This is a genomic window from Corynebacterium pacaense (assembly GCF_900169525.1).
Lineage (GTDB): Bacteria > Actinomycetota > Actinomycetes > Mycobacteriales > Mycobacteriaceae > Corynebacterium > Corynebacterium pacaense.
The window spans coordinates 532,856-553,079 of sequence record NZ_LT821240.1; the positions used below are offsets into that span (position 1 = coordinate 532,856).

Here is a 20,224-nt window from a genome sequence, read left to right on the forward strand (position 1 = left end):
CCGGGCCTAGACCTCGAGGGCGAGGATATCGTCCAGGGTTTCGCGTCGCAGCATCAACCTGGCCGTACCGGCTCTCACGGACACCACCGCCGGGCGGGTGAAGGCGTTGTAGCGCGAACTCATCGCGTAGCAGTACGCGCCCGTGGCCGCCAGTGCGAGGAGATCACCGGGACGGATGTCATCGGGATAGTTCTCGTCATTGATCAGGATGTCCCCTGATTCGCAGTGCGAGCCGACGACACGGCTCGCCACCGGATCCCCCTCGACGAATCGGGAGACCACGCGGGCATCGTAGATGGAACCGTAGAGTGCCGGCCTGATATTGTCCGACATTCCGCCGTCGACCGAGACGTAGCGACGCGTGCCGCCATCCTCGATGGACACGTCCTTGATGGTTCCCACCTCGTAGACGGTCACCGTGGACGGTCCGGCGATCGCCCGGCCGGGTTCGACGAGAACCACCGGCGCCGTGATACCGAGTTCGGCGGCGGTGCGGTCCACCGCCGTCAGGAGATCCCTGGCCACTGCGGCGACGTCGAGTGGTTCCTCATCGGCGGTGTAGGCGATTCCGTATCCACCGCCGAGATCCAGTTCCGGCAGTGCCACCCCGAGTTCGGCGTGGATCTGGGAGTACAGCTGCAGGACGCGCTCGGCGGCGAGTTTGAAACCCTCGGCGTCGAACACCTGGGAGCCGACATGGCAGTGCAGGCCGACCAGGTTGAGGTTTTCCGCCCTGACCGCCGCCGTCGCCGCGGCGAAGGCCGACCCGGAGGCGAGGGAGAATCCGAATTTCTGATCCTCGTGGCTGGTCGCGATGAACTCGTGGGTGTGGGCCTCGATGCCCGGTTTGACCCGGATCAGCACATCCTGGACCTTCGCCTCCCCCGCCGCGACGTAGTCGAGCAGTTCCAGTTCCTGTGCCGAATCCAGAACAACGTGGCTGACTCCGGAACGCACGCAGGCGCGGAGGAAGTCCGCATCCTTGTTGTTTCCGTGAGCGGTGATCCTGCCTGCGGGAAATCCCGCGGCCAGGGCTATCCCGAGCTCATTGACGGAGGCGATGTCCAGTGACATCCCCTCCTCGTCCACCCAGTTGGCGATGGTTTTGCACAGGAACGCCTTGGAGGCGTAGTGGACCCTGTCCGGGCCACCGAAGGCATCGGCCATATCCCGGCAGCGCGAACGGAAGTCATCCTCATCGACCACGAACAGCGGGGTGCCGAACTCCTCGGCGAGGTCGGGAAGCGGTACACCCGCGATGGTGACCACCCCGTCCTCCTGGCGGACAGCATTGCGGGGCCAGACATGGGCGGGCAGCTCATTGAAGCTTTCGGTGGAGCTCATTACATCCTCTCCGGGGCGGTGACACCGACAAGTCCGAGTGCGTTGGCCAGCGTCTGGCGGGTGGCGGCCGCGAGCGCCAGGCGGGCACCGTGGATCGGTGCCACCTCCTCGCCGGCCTTCGGCAGGATCTGGCAGGTGTCGTAGAAACGGTGGAAGGTGCCGGCCAGTTCCTCCGCGTAGCGGGCGACACGGTGGGGCTCGCGAAGATCAGCCGCCGCCCTGACCACGGCGGGAAACTCACCGAGGGTGCGGATGAGCTCGCCCTCGCGCTGATGGGTCAGCAGTGAGAGATCGGCATCATCATGGGTGACGCCGAGCTCGGCGGCCCTGCGGGCGATCGAGCACAGTCGGGCGTGTCCGTACTGGACGTAGTAGACGGGGTTGTCCGAGGACTGTGATTCCCACAGGCCGAGATCGATGTCGAGACTCGAATCGACGGAGGACCGGATCAACGAGTACCGCGCGGCGTCGATACCGATCGCCTCGACGAGATCGTCGAGGGTCACCACGGTTCCCGCGCGCTTGGACATCCGCACCGCCACGCCGTCGCGGAGGAGGTTGACCATCTGACCGATGAGCACCTCGACGCCCGCCGGGTCGTAGCCCAGTGCGGCGGCCGCCGTCTTCAGCCGCACGATGTAGCCGTGGTGGTCCGCACCGAGCATGTAGATGTTGAGGTTGTGTCCGCGGCTGAACTTGTCGGCCACGTAGGCGATGTCACCGGCGATATATGCGGCATCACCATTGGATTTGATGACCACGCGGTCCTTGTCATCGCCGAATTCGGTGGTACGCAGCCACCATGCGCCCTCGGACTCGTAGAGGCTGCCGTTGTCCTTGAGTGTACGGACGGCCCGATCCACCGCCCCGGACTCGAAGAGGGAGTTTTCGTGGAAGAAGACATCGAAATCGGTGCCGAACTCGTGCAATGAGGATTTGATGTGCTCGAACATCATCTCCACGCCCGCGGCTCGGAACGTCTCCTGCAGCTGTGCCGGCTCGAGGCTCAGCACATCGGGGTGATCTGCGAGGATGCGCTGGGCGATGTCATTGATGTACTCCCCACCGTAGCCGTCTTCGGGGGTGGGCTCCCCCTTGGCGGCGGCGACGAGCGAGAGCGCGAAGCGATCAATCTGGCGACCGTGGTCGTTGAAGTAGTACTCGCGCGTCACCTTCGCGCCCGAGGCCTCGAGGACACGCCCCAGGGAATCGCCCACGGCGGCCCAGCGTGTTCCACCGAGGTGGATGGGTCCGGTGGGGTTCGCGGAGACGAACTCCAGGTTGACGTCCAGATGCGAGAGGTGGTCGGAGTGTCCGAAGTCCGCGCCCTGCTCCAGGATCCGGGCCACGATCTCACCCTGCGCCGCGGCGGCCAGCCGGATGTTGATGAACCCCGGACCTGCGATGTCGGCGGTGTCGATGGCGGGGTCGGAGGACAGTGCCCCCGCCAACCAGGAGGCCAGCTCCCGTGGGTTGACGCCGATCCCGCGCGCCACCTGAAGTGCAAGGTTGGTGGCGTAATCGCCGTGCTCGGGATTGCGCGGACGCTCCACGACGACCTCTTCGGGGATCACAGAGGCGTCCAGATCGCGAGAGGTGAGAACCTCGACCGCGTTCTGCTTGATCAGTGTCGCAAGATCGGCTGGTGTCATGGGGAGAAATTCTAGCCGAGGCCCACCACCTCCACCGAACACAGGGTATTTTTTAAACGACCATCCAGCCCAGCACGGGAGTCGACTGCAAAAAGACCAGGACGCACATCAGGGCGAGCAGACCGATGGAGTACATCCACGCAGATTTCATGATTTCGCCCTCGTTGTTCTCCTGCTTCGTCGCCGCTGCGACGATGGTCAGAGTCTGCGGCGACATCATCTTGCCCAGCACCGCCCCGGAGGTGTTCGCGGCCACCAGCAGCGTCGGGCTCGCGCCGACCTCGGCGGCGGCGGTGTGCTGCATCTGCGCGAAGAGCGCGTTGGAGGATGTCGCGGATCCCGTCACCGCGGTGCCGATCCACCCCAGCACCGGTGAGATCAGCGGGAAGAGAACCCCGGAGGTGGCCAGGAACGCTCCGATCGCGCCGGTCTGCCCGGAAAAGTTCATCACATACGCAAGTCCCATGACCGAGGCGATCGTCAAGGCCGAGAAGCGCATGTTGTACGCGCCCTTGAACAGCTGCCTGAAACCGGCGGCAAAGCTCATGGGATAGTTCCCGCCCCGTCCGGCCACGGTGTAGACGGCCACGGTGATCACACCGCAGAGGAACAGGATCGTGCCGGGGTTGGACAGCCAGTTGAAGTTGAACACGGTGCCGGAGATCGCGGCACCGGACTCGGTGTGCAGGTGCCCGTCCAGGGCGGGCCACGGGATGTGCAGGTCGGTGGACTTCAGCAGTGCGGGCAGGTCCATTCCGATGCGCCAGAGGCTGGTGAGGGCGAAGACAACGACGATGAGCACATAGGGGAAAAGGGCAAGGGCGATGCGTCCGGGTTCCAGTCGCTGTCCGGAGGTGTCGATCTGGGAGGCCTGGTCCGCGGGGGTGGTCGGCGCCCACACGCGCAGGAAGGAGATGCCGACGATCAGGGACAGCAGACAGGCCACGACATCGGTGAGTTCATAGGAGAAGTAGTTGGAGGCCAGGAACTGTCCGCCACCGAAGGAGACGCCGAGGACCAGCGCCATCGGCCACACCTGGCGCAGTCCGCGCATCCCGTCCATGATCACGCACAGGCAGAAGGGGACCACGAGCGCCAGCAGGGAGACCTGCCGACCCGCCATCGCGGCGACGTCGGCGGGCGGGATGTTGGTGAGCAGTCCCGCGGTGGTCACCGGGATGGCCATCGCCCCGAAGGCGACCGGGGCCGCATTGGCCACCAGGGTGACCACCGCGGCCTTCATGGGCTTCATCCCGATGGCCAAAAGCATCGCCGCGACGATGGCGATCGGCGCTCCGAAGCCGGCGAGGGCCTCGAGGAGTCCGCCGAAGGCGAATCCGATCAGCATCGCCTGGACCCGCATGTCGCCGCGGCCGATGACCGAGAAGATGCTGCGCAGGTCCTCGAAGCGGTGCGACTGGACGGTCAGGTCATAGATCCAGACCGCCATCCAGATGATGAAGACCACCGGAAACAGACCGAATCCGATGCCCTCGGTCAGCGACAACAGTGCCAGCCCCGCCGGCATCCGGAACGCCAGCACGGCGATGAGCAGCGCCACCGCCACGGAGGCGATCGCGGAGGTGTGCGCCTTCCACTTGAGCACCATGAGGAACACGAAAAAGGCGACGAGCGGCAAGATGCCGCACAGCGCCGAGAGCGCGATACTTCCTCCGACGATATCCGGGTGGGTGATGTGCTCCGCTGCGATCAGCAGATTCATGGTGGTGACTCCTTGTGGGAGGGTTCGTGGCTCGAATGGGGGCGTCGGCACGCACGAACGCGGTTATTGGCATCCCTTTCAGTATCTGCCCGCCCGCGCGGGCGTGTCCGTGGTTGTGAAGATTGTCATTGCCCACCCCCGTGCGCCCCGTTTCCACCCCCGGCCCCGGGGGGACACCGGAATCATTAGGCAACATCTATGTTGCTTAAATAAGCGCAGGTAGATTGCCGGAAATCACAGGGCGGCCGGTTGCCCATCGGCGGGGGAAAGCGGGTAGGGTGGAAGCGTCATACGACATGTGACGGGGTATTCGACACGCGAATTGTCGGGTGACGCGACATATTCCGTCGCACGTCGGTCAGAGTCGAAGTTCGGGACTCCCCTCCCGTTTTTAAAAGGTTTTAACTATTATTTTCCGTCAATCGTGAGGAGCGCACAGTGCGAATTGCACTATTTTCCACCTGCATCGGTGATGCGATGTTCCCCGACGCGTCCAAGGCCACCGCGGTGATTCTCTCCCGGCTCGGACACGAGGTTGTCTTCCCCGAGAAGCAGACCTGTTGTGGCCAGATGCACGTCAACACCGGATACCAGAAGGAGGCGATCCCGGTGATCCGCAACTATGTGGACGCCTTCGCCGATCCCTCCATCGACTACGTCGTGGCACCGTCGGGATCCTGCATCGGCGCGGTCCGGGAGGAGCACGCCCGAGTCGCCGAACGTTATGGGGACAAAGCCCTGGTCAGTGGAGCCTCAACCGCGTCGAAGAAGAGCTATGAGCTCAGTGAGTTCCTCATCGACGTCCTGGAAACCGATCAGCTCGGCGCCTTCTTCCCGCATTCGGTGACCTTCCACTCCTCCTGCCACTCCGCGCGTTTTCTCAAGGTCGGTGACAAGCCCTTCCAGCTGCTGCGCAACGTCGAGGGCCTGGATCTGATTCCGCTGGACAATGTCGAGGAGTGCTGCGGCTTCGGTGGCACCTTCTCCATCAAGAACGCCGAGACCTCCGCCTCCATGGTCGCCGACAAGGTACGCCACATCAAGGATTCCGGCGCCGAGTACGTCACCGGCGGCGACTCCTCCTGCCTGATGAACATCGTCGGTTCCCTGTCCAGGCAGCGCACCGGCGTCCGCGCCCTCCACATGGCCGAAATTCTGGCATCCACCAAGGATCATCCCTGGACCCCCACGTCCGCCGTCTACTCACGGGAGGCAATGCTGTGACCACCATCCGACTGTCCAACCCGGTGATGCCCCCCAGGGCCCCGCATTCACCCGGTCATCTGCGCGGCACCGAGACCTTCACCAAGGCCGCAACCCACGAGCTCAACAACGCCACCCAGCGCCACAACCTGAACAAGGCCACCACCACCATCCGCAACAAGCGTGCGGCCGTGGTCGGGGAGGTCGACGACTGGGAGGACCTGCGCGAGGCCGGTTCGGGCATCAAGCGCGACGTCCTCTCCCGACTGCCCGAGCTGCTCGAGCAGTTCGAGGCGGCGGTCACCGCCCGCGGTGGACACGTCCACTGGGCGCGCGACGCCGCGGACGCGGGCCGGATCGTCACCGAACTGGTCAAGGAGACCGGTGAGAAGGACGTGGTGAAGATCAAGTCCATGGCCACCCAGGAGATCGCACTCAACGAACAACTCGAGGAGGCCGGAATCTTCGCCAGAGAGACCGACCTCGCCGAGCTGATCGTCCAGCTCGGCCATGACACCCCCTCGCACATCCTGGTTCCCGCCATCCACCGCAACCGCGCGGAGATCCGCGAGATCTTCGTCCGCGAGATGCCCGACACCGATGAAACTCTCTCGAGCAACCCCGCCGATCTCGCCGAGGCCTCGCGCCTGTTCCTGCGCCAGCAGTTCATGCGCGCGAAGGTGGCCATCTCCGGCTGCAACTTCGGTATCGCCGAAACCGGAACCGTCTCCATCGTCGAGTCCGAGGGCAACGGCCGCATGTGCCTGACCCTTCCGGAGACCCTGATCACGGTGATGGGCATTGAGAAGCTCCTGCCCACCTTCAAGGACTTCGAGGTGTTCCTGCAGCTGCTCCCGCGTTCCTCGACTGGCGAGCGCATGAACCCCTACACCTCCCTGTGGTCGGGTGTGACCGAGGGAGACGGCCCGCAGAACTTCCACGTCGTGCTGCTGGACAACGGCCGCACCGCCGCGCTGTCCAATGACATCGGCCGCGAGGCGCTCAAGTGCATCCGCTGCTCCGCCTGCCTCAATGTGTGTCCCGTCTACGAACGGGCCGGCGGACACGCCTACGGCTCGACCTATCCCGGCCCGATCGGCGCGATCCTCACACCGCAGCTCACCGGCATGGATTCGGCAGAGGACCCCAATTCCTCACTGCCCTACGCCTCCTCACTGTGTGGTCGCTGCAACGAGGTCTGCCCTGTCAAGATTCCGATCACCGACGCGCTCTTGGAGCTGCGGCACCAGAAGATCGAGCACCACAAGCCGAAGATCGAGGGCGCGATCATGGGCAGCATGCAGCTCCTGTGGGGTAACGCCAAACTGTGGGACACCGTGGCGCACATGGTTGTCCTCGGCCGGGTGCTCGGCGGCTTCAACGGCAAGATTGAGCATCTCCCGCTGTTCCTGGCCGGCTGGTCCAACTCCCGTGACACCGCGGTGCCCCCGAAGAAGTCCTTCCGCCAGTGGTTCGAATCCGAGGAGGCCCGCGACCTGCTCGCCCGTTCGCGTGCCGAGGGCGTGCCGGAGCACACCGCGGGAACGCAGGAGGTCGGACCGGATGACAATCCCGCTGAAAGCAAGGAGAACTAGGTCATGAGCACCTCAACCGATTCACCGCGCAACACCGCCGCCAAGCAGGAGATCCTCTCCCGTATCCGCAACGCCCAGGCGCTCGCGGGGAAGCCCACCGACGGATACGAGGTCACCCGCAACTACCACACCGCCACCGACCTGCCGGCGGAGGAGATCCGGGAGATTCTCATCGACCGGCTCATCGACTACAAGGCCGAGGTCCGCGAATGCGGGGCCGGGGAGCTGGGCGCGACCATCGCCGACATCCTCTCCGGACGCGGTGCGGAGAACGTCCGCTACGCGGAGGGCCTGGATCCGACGCTTTTCGACGCCTACACCGGCACCGCGCTGCCCGATGACCGGGCCACCGATCCGCGGTACCTCAACGACGTCGATGCGGTGGTCACCGACTCCCACGTCACCTCGGCACAGACGGGCACCATCTGTCTGGAGGCCAACGCCACCAATGGTCGGCGCGCGCTGACGCTCGTCCCGGACTGCCACGTCTGCATCGTGCGGCCGGAGACCGTCGTCTACGGTGTGCCCGAGATGATCGCGCGCCTCAACCCCGCGTTACCCACGACGATGATCTCCGGGCCCTCGGCCACCTCCGACATCGAACTCAACCGTGTCGAAGGCGTCCACGGCCCGCGCACCCTGATCGTGATCGTGCTCAGGTAGGGTTTTCACCCCCGCACCCGACATTGGGCCAGGCAATTCATTAGACTTTTACATGAATTGCCCAGGCTTCAACGTTAGGTGTACCACGATGACCCCACAGACCAGTTCCCTGGCCCGAAAGGTTGCGGCACTCGGCGCTTCCTTGGCAGTGGCCTCCGGACTCGCTTCCGCCCCGGCCGTGTCGGCACAGCAGATTCCACAGATCACGTGGGAGGACTGTCCCGACCGCGTCGACATCACCTCCGCGCAGTGCGGACGCATCGATGTCCCGATGTACTACTCCGATCCCGAAGGCGCGCAGATCAGCGTCGGATTCGTGAAGGTCCCCGCAGCGGGCCCCGGGGCCGCGAAGGGAACACTCTTCGGCAATCCGGGGGGTCCGAGCGGGGATGCGTACTCGTTCTTCGGCAACACCGCCTTCCGCTGGCCGGAGGAACTCCGCAGCCAATGGGACCTAGTGGCCGTCCAGCCCCGCGGACTCCCCGGTTCCACCCCGGTCGACTGCACCACGCTGGCCCCCGGATACGACGAGGTGGCACTGCTCACCCGTGAGGGAGCCTTCGTGAGGGACTCCTGTGAGATCGGCACTCCCGGCTATACCGCCAGCCTGACAACCGACAACACTGCCAACGACTGGGAGCAGGTGCGAAGGGCCCTCGGCGAGGAGAGGATCTCCATCTTCGGCGTCTCCTACGGCACCTACCTCGGCTCCGTCTACGCCTCCCGCTATCCGCAGCACACCGATCGCGTGGTGCTCGATTCGGCGATGCAGCCCAGTCTGGCGTGGAACGGCATCATGGCCACGCAGGAGCAGGGATACATCGACGCCCTCCACGATTTCCTCTCCTGGACAGCCGCGAACAATGACACCTACGGGCTGGGGGACACCCCCCTGGAGGTCTATCAATCGTGGTCCAACCGGATCGTTGCGGAAACGGGGACAAACCCCACCGTCGCGCCGCCACCCGCCCGGATCGGTGACATCCCCCCTGCCCTCACCTCCTCGGGGCAGCTCGGCATCGACACCATCAACGCTCTCGCCCCCACCGGCGTCACCCTTCAGGGGCTGGCCACCCAGATTCTCCATCCCGGTGCCAACCAGGCCAACAGCTCACTGCTCGTGCTGACCAGGGCCACGCTCCCCCAGCCCAATACCTGGCCGGACCTGGCCGCCGCCACCGCGGGACAGATCCCGGTCCCCGACCTCGGCGCGCAGGTCGCGGATCCGGAGGCTGCGGAGCAGGCCGTGACCGCGGCGAACATGCAACGGCTGATCATGTGCAATGAGAACTCGGTGCCGGCGAACTACGCGGATATCCCCCGTCTGCTCTGGGCCAACTTCGTCACCGGGGACGTGTTCACCAGTCCCACCTACTTCTCCTCGGGCATGGCGTGCTCGGGAACCACCCCGGTCAGCGGACCCCAGCCCCTTGACGGCTCCGGTCTCGAGCACCGGCCGCTGATGCTGCAGGGCACCCGGGACCCGCAGACACCCTACATCCACCACGGGGAGCTCGCCTCCGCGATGAACGCCCATGTGGTCACCGTCGACGGACCCGGCCATGGTCAGACACTGTGGAGTCAGAACCCCGAGGTCACCTCGATCCTGTTGGATTATCTCAACACCGGAAACACCACCGCGACCTCGGCGCCGGGCTATATTCCCGCCCCCGCGCAGGCGGAGACCGCGCCCGTACCGACCCCCTGATTGCAATTCCCCGCCGCAGTGATGTTAGAATCACAACGTTGTCTTCAAGAGATTGCAGATGACGTTTCGCCTCCGTAGCTCAGTGGATAGAGCACCGGTTTCCGGTACCGAAGGTCGTAGGTTCGACTCCTATCGGGGGCACACCAACGCCGAGGTCCCAATGCGCAGCCACACGGCTGACATTGGGACCTCGGTTTTTTATTCCTCCACCCCCGGGCCGTGTCCGCGGACCGCAACCTCCTGAGGAAAGACCGGCCGGGTGGTTAAATTATTGCTAACCGATTTCCATGTAACAGTCCCCCGGGCGGTGCCACCCCGGAGCGGGCATGAGGACCGAGAAGGGCGAGATTGTGAGAAGTTGCGACATCGAGGAGAAGCAGGCGACCGAGCTCCGGCTGCTCACCGCATCCGTGTTCTTCACGGCCGTCCGTGACGCCACGGTGCGCAGTGTGCTTCTCGACGGGGAGTTCACCCAGCACACACCCGTGCTGCCCGCCTCACCGACCGCGCTTCTCGCCGATGTACGCGAGGATCTCCGGTCCCACATCGACAACGGCTCGACCCGCGTGGTCGTTCCGTTCCTCTCGGGTTCACCCTTCGCGCTCTCCGTGCTCACCCTCGACGGCGGCGACATCGACCGGCTCGATTCCTCCGACACCGTCTGCGGTCTCTTCGAGGTGCGCTCGCCGAAGAAACACTGGTCGCTGGAGAGCCTCTACCGCGGTAACACGGAGGGCCTCAGGCGGATCACCCGCACCGTGGACCGCCTGACACGGCCCGCCTGAACAACTGCGGGCCGGGGATCCGGGGGTGAGCCCTAGAAGCCGTCATTGCGCTGGGGGATGACCGCCCAGGCGATGAGGTAGATGAGGATCTGCGAACCGGGAATCGGGAGCAGCAGGGAGGCCACGAAGGCGATTCGCAGCAGTGTGGGGTCCCAGCCGTAGGTTTCGGCCAGGCCGCCGGCGACGCCGCCGATCCACTTGTCACGGGTGCTGCGGGCCAGTTTCCGGTGGACGGGCAGATGGTTGGACATGATCTTCTCCTTGAGGTCGTCTTTCGTGGTGTCACTTTCCACAGTGCCCGCGTCGCCGGAGAAGCACATCGGGGACACCACTGACCTTCACCCCCAATCCGGATCTCAGGGGCGGTCCTCCCTCTCCGCGCACGCACCGGAGTTGAGTGCGGCGCTGAGGTAGCTCTTCAGGGCCTCGGCATGCTCCGGTGTCATGGGATCGAAGATCACCCGTCGCACCGTCTCCACATGCGCGGGGACCGCCAGCTTCAGTCGCGCTTCCCCCTCCGGGGTCAGCTCCACGATCACGCCTCGGGCGTCGCCCTCGCACTTGACCTTCGAGACCAGCCCCTTCTTATCCATCCGGGTGATCTGGTGCGAGGTGCGGCTGCGGTCCCACTCAAGGTCCGAGCAGATGTCCCTGAGACGCATCTCGTGTCCCTGCGCCTCGGACAGGCTCGCGAGCACCGCGAACTCGGAGGAGGTGAGGTCATGATCAACCTGGAGCGTCTCGTCGATGGTTCGCTCCATCTTCCGCACGGAAGCCAGGATCATGCGCCACAATTTCTGTTCGTCATCATTGAGCCACCGCAGTGTTGTCATGTCATCTACCCTAGCGCTCTCCCCGATCGGCACTCAATCCCGGGTTCTGCCCGTGGATTTTATTCAGCCCCGAGCTGCAATTTCACTTGCCACGTCAAGCAGTTTCTCCATATTTGTAGACATATCACCATGGTGGTGGAGTAGTATTGGGTGGCGACAGCTCGCCAGGATCCTGGTCCGGGATGTCAGTTCAACGCCCCGCTGTGCATGATTATTCAGACTGAGAAGGAATTACTATGAGCAACCTCAATGGAACATGGGCCCTCGACCCCGCCCACACCACCATCCAGTTCGTCGCCCGTCACGCAATGGTGACCAAGGTCCGTGGACAGTTCACGGATTTCGAGGACCACATCGTCATCGATGTCGAGAACCCGGAGAACTCCTCCGTGAAGGTCGACATCAAGACTGCCTCCGTCACCACCGGCAACGCCGATCGCGATGCCCATGTCAAGGGAGATGATTTCTTCGCCGTGGACAAGTACCCGGATATGACCTTCGAGGCGACCAAGTTTGACATTGAGAGCGAGACCGAGGGCACCGTCACCGGAAACCTCACCATCAAGGAGACCACCAAGCCGGTGACCCTCAAGGTCGAGGTCGGCGGCGTCGCCGAGGATCCCTTCGGAAACACCCGCCTGGGCTTCGAGGCAACCGCCAAGATCAACCGCAAGGACTTCGGAATCAACTGGCAGGCACCGCTGGGCGGCGGCGGCGTCCTGGTCTCCGAGGAGATCAAGATCGAGATCGAAGCCTCCGCGATCAAGCAGGGCTAGAACTCAGCATCCCGACCCGCGCACCCTTCCCGGGGTGCGCGGGTCTCTTCATTTCCCAACCCGGTTCAAACGCCGAGAGCACCCGCCTGTTTCAGCTGATCGATGTGGTACACCGTTTTCGGCGCGACGAAATGGTAGCGCTCGGGAACACAGGTGAGCACGAACACCTGCGATTCCCTCCCGGCCTCGCTGAAGAGGGTGGAGATCCGCCGGAGACGCTCCGGGTCCGTCGATCCCAGCGCATCATCGATAAACACCGGCACGCCGCCCTGGGTGGATGAATCGGCGACAAGCTCCGCAATCGCGAACCGTGTCAGTATCGCCAGCTGCTCCCTGGCCCCTCCCGAGAGGTGGTCCAGGTCAACGGTCCGCGCGCCGATGGAGCGCGAGGTCACAGAGAGCTGATCATCGAGGCCGAAATCGGTGTCGGCTCCGAAAACGCGGGCGGCCAGGCGATTGAGTTTGTCCGCGAAGGGTGCGGCGTAGCGCCTGCGTGATTCATCCCGGTGGCGGGTCATCACCTCCCGGAGCCGGCGCGCCGCATGTGCCCTCCGCAGCTCCGAATCCCTGCGGTTGATGGCGGCCTCCAGTGCGGCCGCGGCCTTGGACATGCGTTCCTCTGCACCCGCGGCGAGATCAATGTGCCCCTCCAGGCGCACCAGCTCCGTCGTGGCGTCGGAGATTATGCAGGTGTAGGAATCGACGTTGGCCAGTGCACCGTCGAGGAGCTGCTCAATCAGGTCCAGGTCACGGTCCTCGAGCCTGCCGACGGCGGCGTCGCGGGCCGCGGCCGCGGCATCGAGCAGGCCGCGTCGCTTGTCGACGTCCCCGCGCAGCTGCTCATCCGATGCCCCGGCCTCAGCGTCGGCGACCTCGGCGCCCACCGCCTCGGCATTGGCGGCCAGACCCTCGATCCGGGTGCGCGCGATGGTCAGCTCGCGCTCGGCGGGACGCTGCCTGAGTGCGTCCAGGGCGGCGTCGGCGAGGGTGACATCCCCACCGGCGCGCTCCCGCTGCGTCTCGGCCTCGGTGAGCGCCGCGTCCGCCTCCTCGAGGCCGAGCTCCGAGGTGACCCCGACGTGGTTGTCGGACAGGACCGCCAGCTCGGCGCGGAGCGCATCGACGTCGGCGCCGCCGCTCGCCGCCGTCCTTCGCTGATCCAGTGCCTCCAGCTCCGCGGCCTGCTGCAGCTGCGCGCGGTGGAGCGAACGCAACTCCCCGATACCGCCGTCCACCCCGAAACGGTCGAGTAGTTCGGCGAGGTCGGCCTCCGCGGCCTCCAGCTCCACGCGACTGTCCTCCACGCTCCTGCCGGGTGTGACCCTGAGCTCGACTTCACCGATGGTCAGTTCGTAACCCCTATCAAGATCCAGCGAGGTCACGGTCTCACCGATCTCGGTGTCCGCGCCGTCGATCTCGATCAAGGTCGCCTCCCGCGCACTGATGTCAATGTGCCCGCCGTGTGCCAGGCGGAGCGCGGTGAGCACCCGGACCTCATCGACGGCGCGCTGCACGGCGTCAATGTCAGCTTCATCAATGGTGACCCGGGACGCCCTGGCCGTCTGCAGGGAACGGATCTCGGCGTCGAGTCCATCCACGGTCTCGATGATCGCGGCGAGCTCCTCACGCCTTACCGTGGCGCGCAGGGCCGCCACGGTCGAACGTGCCGCCCCGAGTGCGGCAACCGCCTCCGCCTCCCGTTCCCTGGCCCGGGTCAGCGTGGCTTCCCGCTCGCTGATCAGTGCCGCCTCCCGTTCCGCGGCGGTGGCGGTCTCCCCGAGCCCGGACCTCGCTGCCGCCAGGGCGGATTCCGCCGCGGCGGCCCTCTCGCGGAGCCTGGTACGCCCGGACAGGGCCGCGACGGCGGCACGGTGCTCGGTTTCAGCCTGCGCGTGGCGTCTGATGGACTCCTCGGCCGCGGCCTTCAGTGCGGTTGCCACCTCGAGGTCGTGGCGTCGAGAAGCAAGTTCCTCCTCGGCCAGGGGCAGCTTCTCCCTGGCCCCGGTGCGCTCGAGCTCGAGGCGGGCGACGCGTTCGACCTGGGAAATCAGGGTGGACACCGCCGCCCGGGCATCATCGAGCTCCGCGCGTGCGTTCTGCACCTCGTCGCCGAAGGCGGCGAGTCCCTTCGACTCCTTCCCCGTCTTGATGGAGTAGTACCTGGCGTACTCCGCGTCCACGGCAGCCATGAGTTCGGTGTCCTCCGGCGGGTCGTCCCCGGTGCCGTCCCGGGAGTTCAGGGCGCTGGTCAGCGAGGGAATGCCGACGGCGTTGATGGAGGCCTGGACATTGCCCTGCCGCATGAACAGGGCGTCCAGCAGCGAACGGTCAAGATGGGATTCCAGGATCTCGGTCAACTGAGACTCCGCCTGCTCACCGGTGTAGTTCTCCCGGCGCGGGGTGATGATCTGCAGTTCGGCGCTCTTCTGTTTGAGGAACTGTTTGCTGATGACCAGTCGTACGGGCCCCACCGTGAGCTCGAGGCGGATGATCACCGCAACGTCGCGGTCCACCGGCTGCAGCGCCCTGACCGCCTGCTTCGACGTCTTGTGGGATTCCGTGAGCACGGTCAGGATGGCCTCGAGAATCGAGGACTTTCCCTGCTCGTTGTCACCCTCGATGACCACCACGCCGGTCTCGGGAAGATCATCGAGCCGGAGATGGTCGATGGCACGGAAGTTCCGGATCTCAATGCTGTGGAAGCGCATGCACTTAAACCTCCCTGCTCAGTCGGAACAACAGGTTCAGTGCGTCACGGTCCACCTGGGAGCCCGGCCCGTTGCCCACCGCATCGGCGAGCTCACTCAGCGCCTCGGCGGCGTAGCCGGTGACATCGAGGTCGGCCAGCTCCTCCGCTCCGGGTTCGAGGGCGAGATCGGTCGTCCTGTCCCTGGGTTTCAGGGAGGCGAAGACATCCTCCAGCTCGGCCAGGCCCGTCTCCAGACGCCGGTTCTGCTCGAGGTTGACCGTGCCGCGCAGCCCGTACTTGATCACGGTGCGGGATTTGTCGGGATACGCCCGCAGCGCGTCCAGGAATCCGAGGATATCCTCATCGGTGGTCAGTTCCTGGGTCAGCGCATGAAATGTCCAGCTTCCAACCTGGACCTCTTCGACGTGGGCTGCACCCTTGGACACCTCCACCACCAGTACCTTCCCCGAGTTGACCTCGCCTCCGACCCGGGCGGGATCCAGATCGTGGAAATCCGTGGTCTCCGGTGCACCCGAGAACCACACCCTGCCGGAGGAGCCGACCGGCTGTGCGGAATGGGTGTCCCCCAGCGCCAGGTAGTCGATGGTGCCGTTGTCCAGGCAGCTCTCGACGAAGCCCAGGTCGATCAGATCCGCGCGCGAATCGCCGGTGCGCGACTCCGCCTGCCCGTGACCCACGGCGATCCTGATCGCATCCGTGGGCCCGAGGGGCTCGAGTGCCCGCCGCACCAGGTCGGTGGGGGCAGTCTTGTTCAGCAGCGGCGCACCGACGATCTCCACACCGGGTTCGACCTCATGGACCGTGGAATCCGCCATGACCGTGATGCCGTCGAGGTCCGTCATCCGGTAGAAGATGGAATCCGCGGTGAGGGGATCATGGTTGCCGGGCAGGAGATACACCGGCACCTGGAGTGAGCGCAGCGCCTCCAGGGCCCGTGCCGTGGTGCGCTGCTGCAGGGAGTTGTGCTCGAAAATGTCACCGGCGAGGACGATGAAAGCGCAGCCGCGTGTGGTGGCCACCTCGCCCATCTTCTCGATGCTCCTGATTCGATCATCGTCGAACCTGGCCTGGGCTTCGGGCGAGAGGAACCAGCGGGTCATTCCGATCTGCAGGTCCGAGGAGTGGAGGAAGGTGATGGTTTCTTTCATGGTCCTCATCTAACAAAACTGTGTGGACACGGGGGTGGGCAACGGGGGCTCACCGCCGCGGTGACGCGGGTTTTCAGTCATCGAAGCTCTCCGGTGGGTCGCCGTTGACCAGGCGGTCATACATATCCTCGATATCGCTGACGGCACGCAGCTGCTCGAGCGAGGTGTAGGAAACCAGACGCATCGCCTTGTGCAGCATGTTCAGGTCCGAGTCGTTGATGGCCGGGGCGGGCCTGGGATCCGGGAGATCGGGAAGCCCCATGCCGTTCCAGAAGGATTCATTGTCCTCGGATTCCGCTCCGGTTTCCTTCTGGTAGCCCGCGATCAACGCCTCCAGGCCCGCCATCCCCTGTCCGCGGATGTCGAGGACCATGCCCGGACTGGCGGTCATCTTCTCGGCGACGGTGTACGCCGCCGCCACGGCGTGTTTGCAGACCATTGACTTGTCCGGGCAGTTGCAGTCGAAGTAGATGTCCTCGTCCAGAGACCCCACCAGGTGATCGAGCATCTGCGCGGAGAGATGGCCTTCGCGGACGAGCTTCATGCCGTTGGTCGTCGCGGCGATGGCGGCGTATGCGGCGCTGAGCTTCTCGGAGCTGCGGTAGGGAAACGTCAGGGTGACCTCGAAGGGTTCATTCTGGGAACCGGCGACCAGGCACCGCACCCGGCCGTCGAGGACCTGGGTCCCGGTGACATGCCCGTTGGTGTAGTAGTCCTCCCCGCGGCCCAGTCGCATTCCCTCGGCCTTCTTCCGCGTCAGATCCATCACGCGCTGACCTGCCGGTGAGAAGGGCGAACGACCATAGGGGTGGGTGGCGCCGCGCCGCTGCTCGGGGGTGGTGATCCTCTTCTTCGCGCCGAAGTTGGCATAGATGACATTGTCCATCCGGGGCCTGCCCGATGATGTGGACCGATCTGACTCAACCATCTGCACCCTCCCTTTCGCGGTAACTCATGAGCATGGCCAGCTCCTCCGGATCCAGCTCGGTGATCCACCCCTCTCCCTCGCCGACGATGGCGCTGGCCAGATGCATTTTCCCATCCAGAATATCCTGGATCGACTCCTCCATCGTGCCCGCGGTGATCATCTTGAACACGTCAACGTTCTTCTGCTGACCGATTCTGAAGGCCCGGTCGGTGGCCTGGTTCTCCACCGCGGGATTCCACCATCGGTCCATGTGCACCACGATGGAGGCGGCGGTGAGGTTGAGACCTGTACCGCCCGCCTTGAGGGAGAGCAGCATAGCCGGGGGTCCGTCCTCCGCCTGGAACTGCTCGACCATGCGATCACGCCCGGCTTTGCTCACACCGCCGTGGAGGAAGGGGATCTCCGCACCGAGATAGTCACTGAGATAGGGGGCGAGGATTCGCCCGAAGGCCGTGTACTGGGTGAAGATCAGGGTGCGGCGGCCGTCACGGACGGCGTCGTCGAGAAGCTCCATGAGTGCCGCCACCTTACCCGATCTGTGGCGGCCCTTTTCCTGGACGGCCGATCCGTCACCGAGGTAGTGCGCGGGATGGTTGCAGATCTGCTTGATACGGGTGATGGTGGCCAGCACCAGTCCCTTCCTCGACATCCCCTTGCGCTGAGTGAGCTGTTTCTGCACGTCATTGACCAACGCGGAGTAGAGCGCCGCCTGTTCGGTGGTCATGTCCACCCGGATGATCTGCTCGGTCTTGTCAGGGAGATCGTCGATGATCGCGGGGTCGGTTTTCAGCCTGCGCAGGATGAACGGTGCGGTCAGCTGCCGCAGGCGCTCTGTCATATCCTCATCCTGCTCCCTTTCGATGGCCTTTGCGAAGTGGTTGCGGAAGAAGGACGCGCTGCCCAGCACCCCCGGATTGCAGAAATCCAGAATGGAACGCATCTCGGAGAGCCGGTTCTCCACGGGTGTCCCCGTCAGCGCCACACGCTGCCTGGACGGCAGGGAACGCACCGCCCGGGACACCCTGGTGGCGGAGTTCTTGATCGCCTGCGCCTCATCGAGGACCACGCGGTCGAACTCAACCTCTCCGAGCAGTTTGAAATCGCGGGTGATCACACCGTAGGAGGTCACCACGAGATCGGCCCTGCGTGCCTGCTCGATCAACTCCCCGCCGTTGAGGCGGTGCGGACCGTGGTGGACCACGACGTTGAGATCCGGCACGAACTTTCTGCTTTCCGACGCCCAGTTGCCCACCACGGAGGTCGGGCAGACCACCAGCGTGGGACGGTGCTCACGGTCGGGATGCTGCGCCCTCTCGACGGCGAGCAGGGCCAGCAGCTGCAGCGTCTTTCCCAGCCCCATGTCATCGGCGAGCACCGCTCCGAGGTTGTTCTCCGACATCCAGTAGAGCCAGTCCACGCCGCGGTGCTGGTACTCCCGCAGGTCGGCGGTGACGGTGTCGGGGATCTCCACGCGTTCGGGCGCGGGGGTCTCCGTGCCACCCAGCAGCGAGGTGTACCAGGGCGAACCCGTGAACTCCACCGGCTGGCTCTCAGCTGCCTTGAGGGCGATCTCGCGCAGCTCCGCGAGACTGACCTCCCCCGCACCGTCGCCGGAGAAGTCCTCGTTGAACCTTCTCCGCAGTTCCTCGGCCCTCCCCGCGAGCGCCTGCCAGCCCGGCTCCTTGGAGGCTTCAGCGAGTTCAGCCTCCATGGCGGCGGTTTCCAGCTCGGCCTTGCGCCGCTTCTGCGAGGTCTTCGCCAGCTCCTCCATGTAGCCGGTGATGCGACGCAGTGAGTCCTGATCGGCCATCACCCAGTCCCCGCGCAGGCGGATCAGCCCCGACTTGGATTCGACGAGCTCCTCCATCTCGGCATCGCTCAGCTCCACGTCACCGATACTGATCCGCCAGTTGTACTCCACCAACTGGTCCAGACCGATGATCGCCTTCGTTGAGGAATCCGCAGGATCCTCGGAGGAGCGGGTGTCTATCCGGGCCCTGGTCTCATAGGTGCTCCACGCCTTGGGCAGCATGACTGTGAAACCGGCCTTCTTCAACCTGGCCACATCGCCGGAGATGAACTCGACAATCTCGGTGGTGCTCAGGAACAGATCCCAGTCCCCCGTACGCGGCAGGTCCACATCGAAGGCCCGGATGGCGTCCTCGCGGGCGGGATCGAGGAGAACGGAGATCGCCTTGGCGTTCTCGTACTGTTCGCGGAGTGTTTCCAGCCCACCGGTGTCCAGCTGGTGCTTGAGGATGGGCTGCGGGGCGTCAACCCCGGATCGGACCATCAGGCGGATCGGCCACACGCTGTCGGCCGGATCCTGGTAGTTCATCTCGGCGGGCGGCTCCTCTACCAGAATGACCAGGTTGAGCGCCGCGGTGGAGATGGTGTTCTTCCACTGGTTGAGCGCATGGGTGAGCACCGTCGAACCCCTGCGCAACGAACGGTTGTGCAGCAGTGCGTCGATGAACTCGTGCCTGGAATAGGGCACTACCTCGTCGCGGAACTCCTCCAGCAGATGATTGGCGATCCAGTGCGGAAGTTCATTGGCCATCACCTCGGCCAGGTCGCGGCCCCCGTTCTTCAGCAGAATCAGCGGTGCGGCCCGGTTCATTTCAGCCAACCAGGCGCGCTCGGACAGGCTGGCCGCGAGCTGCCACTGGGGCCACCATTCCCCGTCGAACATGATGGTGCGCAGGGTGACACGGCCGGCACGGACGAACTGCACGAGGCCGCGGTACATCTGGATGAGCCACCGCAGATCCGGGGAGATGGTGGACAGCTGATCTCTTCCGGCCCCGGAAACGTCGTGGAGGAGAAAACTGAGCTGGGCGAGAATACCCACCGATTCCTCGGGGGTGAATGCCGCCGTTGGGATGGGCAGTTCTACATGCCGTCCCTTGGGGGTGCGCAGATGGACGTTCATCCGGGGGCGGAACGTGCGGTCGGCCAGAATCTGATCAACCTGCGCGGGAAAGGTACCTGCGGGAACCGTGTCGGGGAGGACGATCCTGTGCCCCTCAACCTGCTCAATCCATAGTTGTAGGCCACGGTCCTTGATCCAGAGGCCATGCAGCAGGTGAGAAGTCATGTGTTCAGTTCTACCAGTTGCGTCGGATTTCCTCGTATCCGTGTGCGAAAACTGTGGAT

General features: G+C 64.8%; 15 protein-coding genes and 1 tRNA gene. 7 read left to right on the forward strand and 9 right to left on the reverse strand.

From position 1 onward, the window contains the following. Positions 1 to 6: 6 nt before the first annotated feature. From lysA to B7E02_RS09605, 3 genes are read right to left on the reverse strand one after another with little or no spacing between them, the layout of a single operon-like run. Complete coding sequence (gene lysA / locus B7E02_RS09595) at positions 7 to 1,344, reverse strand: diaminopimelate decarboxylase (protein WP_080795447.1); 1,338 nt, start codon at positions 1,342 to 1,344, stop codon at positions 7 to 9. Beyond that, entirely contained in the window at positions 1,344 to 2,996 is a 1,653-nt protein-coding gene (argS, locus tag B7E02_RS09600; protein ID WP_080795450.1) for an arginine--tRNA ligase, read from the reverse strand. Before argS ends, lysA begins: the two co-directional genes overlap by 1 nt. 52 nt (positions 2,997 to 3,048) lie before the next feature. Then, a complete protein-coding gene (locus B7E02_RS09605; RefSeq protein ID WP_080795453.1) occupies positions 3,049 to 4,719 on the reverse strand; it encodes an L-lactate permease in 1,671 nt (556 codons plus the stop codon). A gap of 438 nt (positions 4,720 to 5,157) precedes the next feature. On the opposite strand from B7E02_RS09605, the gene B7E02_RS09610 reads away from it, so the two are divergent. From B7E02_RS09610 to B7E02_RS09635, 6 genes are all read left to right on the forward strand, one after another. Then, a complete protein-coding gene (locus tag B7E02_RS09610) occupies positions 5,158 to 5,943 on the forward strand; it encodes a (Fe-S)-binding protein (protein WP_080795456.1) in 786 nt (261 codons plus the stop codon). Between the two features lie 26 nt (positions 5,944 to 5,969). Continuing rightward, the gene (locus tag B7E02_RS09615; RefSeq protein WP_080796879.1) at positions 5,970 to 7,517 is read left to right on the forward strand and encodes a lactate utilization protein B; all 1,548 of its coding nucleotides are present in this window, start codon (positions 5,970 to 5,972) and stop codon (positions 7,515 to 7,517) included. Positions 7,518 to 7,520: 3 nt separating this feature from the next. Further along, positions 7,521 to 8,180: a LutC/YkgG family protein gene (locus B7E02_RS09620; protein ID WP_080795461.1), complete on the forward strand. Its 660-nt coding sequence runs from the start codon at positions 7,521 to 7,523 to the stop codon at positions 8,178 to 8,180. Positions 8,181 to 8,268: 88 nt separating this feature from the next. Beyond that, on the forward strand, positions 8,269 to 9,888 hold the full coding sequence (locus B7E02_RS09625; RefSeq protein WP_080795463.1) for an alpha/beta fold hydrolase: 1,620 nt from the start codon (positions 8,269 to 8,271) through the stop codon (positions 9,886 to 9,888). A 68-nt stretch (positions 9,889 to 9,956) separates the two neighbouring features. Continuing rightward, positions 9,957 to 10,029: transfer RNA gene (locus B7E02_RS09630), tRNA-Arg, on the forward strand. A gap of 185 nt (positions 10,030 to 10,214) precedes the next feature. Beyond that, positions 10,215 to 10,673, forward strand: coding sequence for a hypothetical protein (locus tag B7E02_RS09635; RefSeq protein WP_080795466.1), 459 nt, complete (start codon positions 10,215 to 10,217; stop codon positions 10,671 to 10,673). Between the two features lie 32 nt (positions 10,674 to 10,705). Here the strand turns inward: B7E02_RS09635 and B7E02_RS09640 are convergent, their stop codons facing one another. Both B7E02_RS09640 and B7E02_RS09645 read right to left on the reverse strand, forming a co-directional pair. After that, the gene (locus B7E02_RS09640) at positions 10,706 to 10,924 is read right to left on the reverse strand and encodes a PspC domain-containing protein (protein WP_080796880.1); all 219 of its coding nucleotides are present in this window, start codon (positions 10,922 to 10,924) and stop codon (positions 10,706 to 10,708) included. Positions 10,925 to 11,029: 105 nt separating this feature from the next. Beyond that, a complete protein-coding gene (locus B7E02_RS09645; RefSeq protein ID WP_080795468.1) occupies positions 11,030 to 11,506 on the reverse strand; it encodes a MarR family winged helix-turn-helix transcriptional regulator in 477 nt (158 codons plus the stop codon). 236 nt (positions 11,507 to 11,742) lie between these two features. Between B7E02_RS09645 and B7E02_RS09650 the strand changes: the two genes are divergently transcribed. Continuing rightward, entirely contained in the window at positions 11,743 to 12,282 is a 540-nt protein-coding gene (locus tag B7E02_RS09650; RefSeq protein WP_080795471.1) for a YceI family protein, read from the forward strand. Positions 12,283 to 12,347: 65 nt separating this feature from the next. Here B7E02_RS09650 and B7E02_RS09655 read toward each other — a convergent pair whose 3' ends face one another. The 4 genes from B7E02_RS09655 to B7E02_RS09670 form a co-directional block, all read right to left on the reverse strand. Continuing rightward, positions 12,348 to 14,990: an AAA family ATPase gene (locus B7E02_RS09655; RefSeq protein ID WP_080795473.1), complete on the reverse strand. Its 2,643-nt coding sequence runs from the start codon at positions 14,988 to 14,990 to the stop codon at positions 12,348 to 12,350. Positions 14,991 to 14,994: 4 nt separating this feature from the next. Beyond that, complete coding sequence (locus tag B7E02_RS09660; RefSeq protein ID WP_080795476.1) at positions 14,995 to 16,149, reverse strand: metallophosphoesterase family protein; 1,155 nt, start codon at positions 16,147 to 16,149, stop codon at positions 14,995 to 14,997. Between the two features lie 64 nt (positions 16,150 to 16,213). Continuing rightward, positions 16,214 to 17,068, reverse strand: coding sequence for a 2-oxo acid dehydrogenase (locus tag B7E02_RS09665; protein WP_080796881.1), 855 nt, complete (start codon positions 17,066 to 17,068; stop codon positions 16,214 to 16,216). After that, positions 17,061 to 20,165, reverse strand: a complete 3,105-nt coding sequence (locus B7E02_RS09670; protein WP_080795478.1) for a DEAD/DEAH box helicase — start codon at positions 20,163 to 20,165, stop codon at positions 17,061 to 17,063. The genes B7E02_RS09665 and B7E02_RS09670 overlap by 8 nt, the downstream gene beginning before the upstream one ends. Between the last annotated feature and the right edge of the window lie 59 nt (positions 20,166 to 20,224).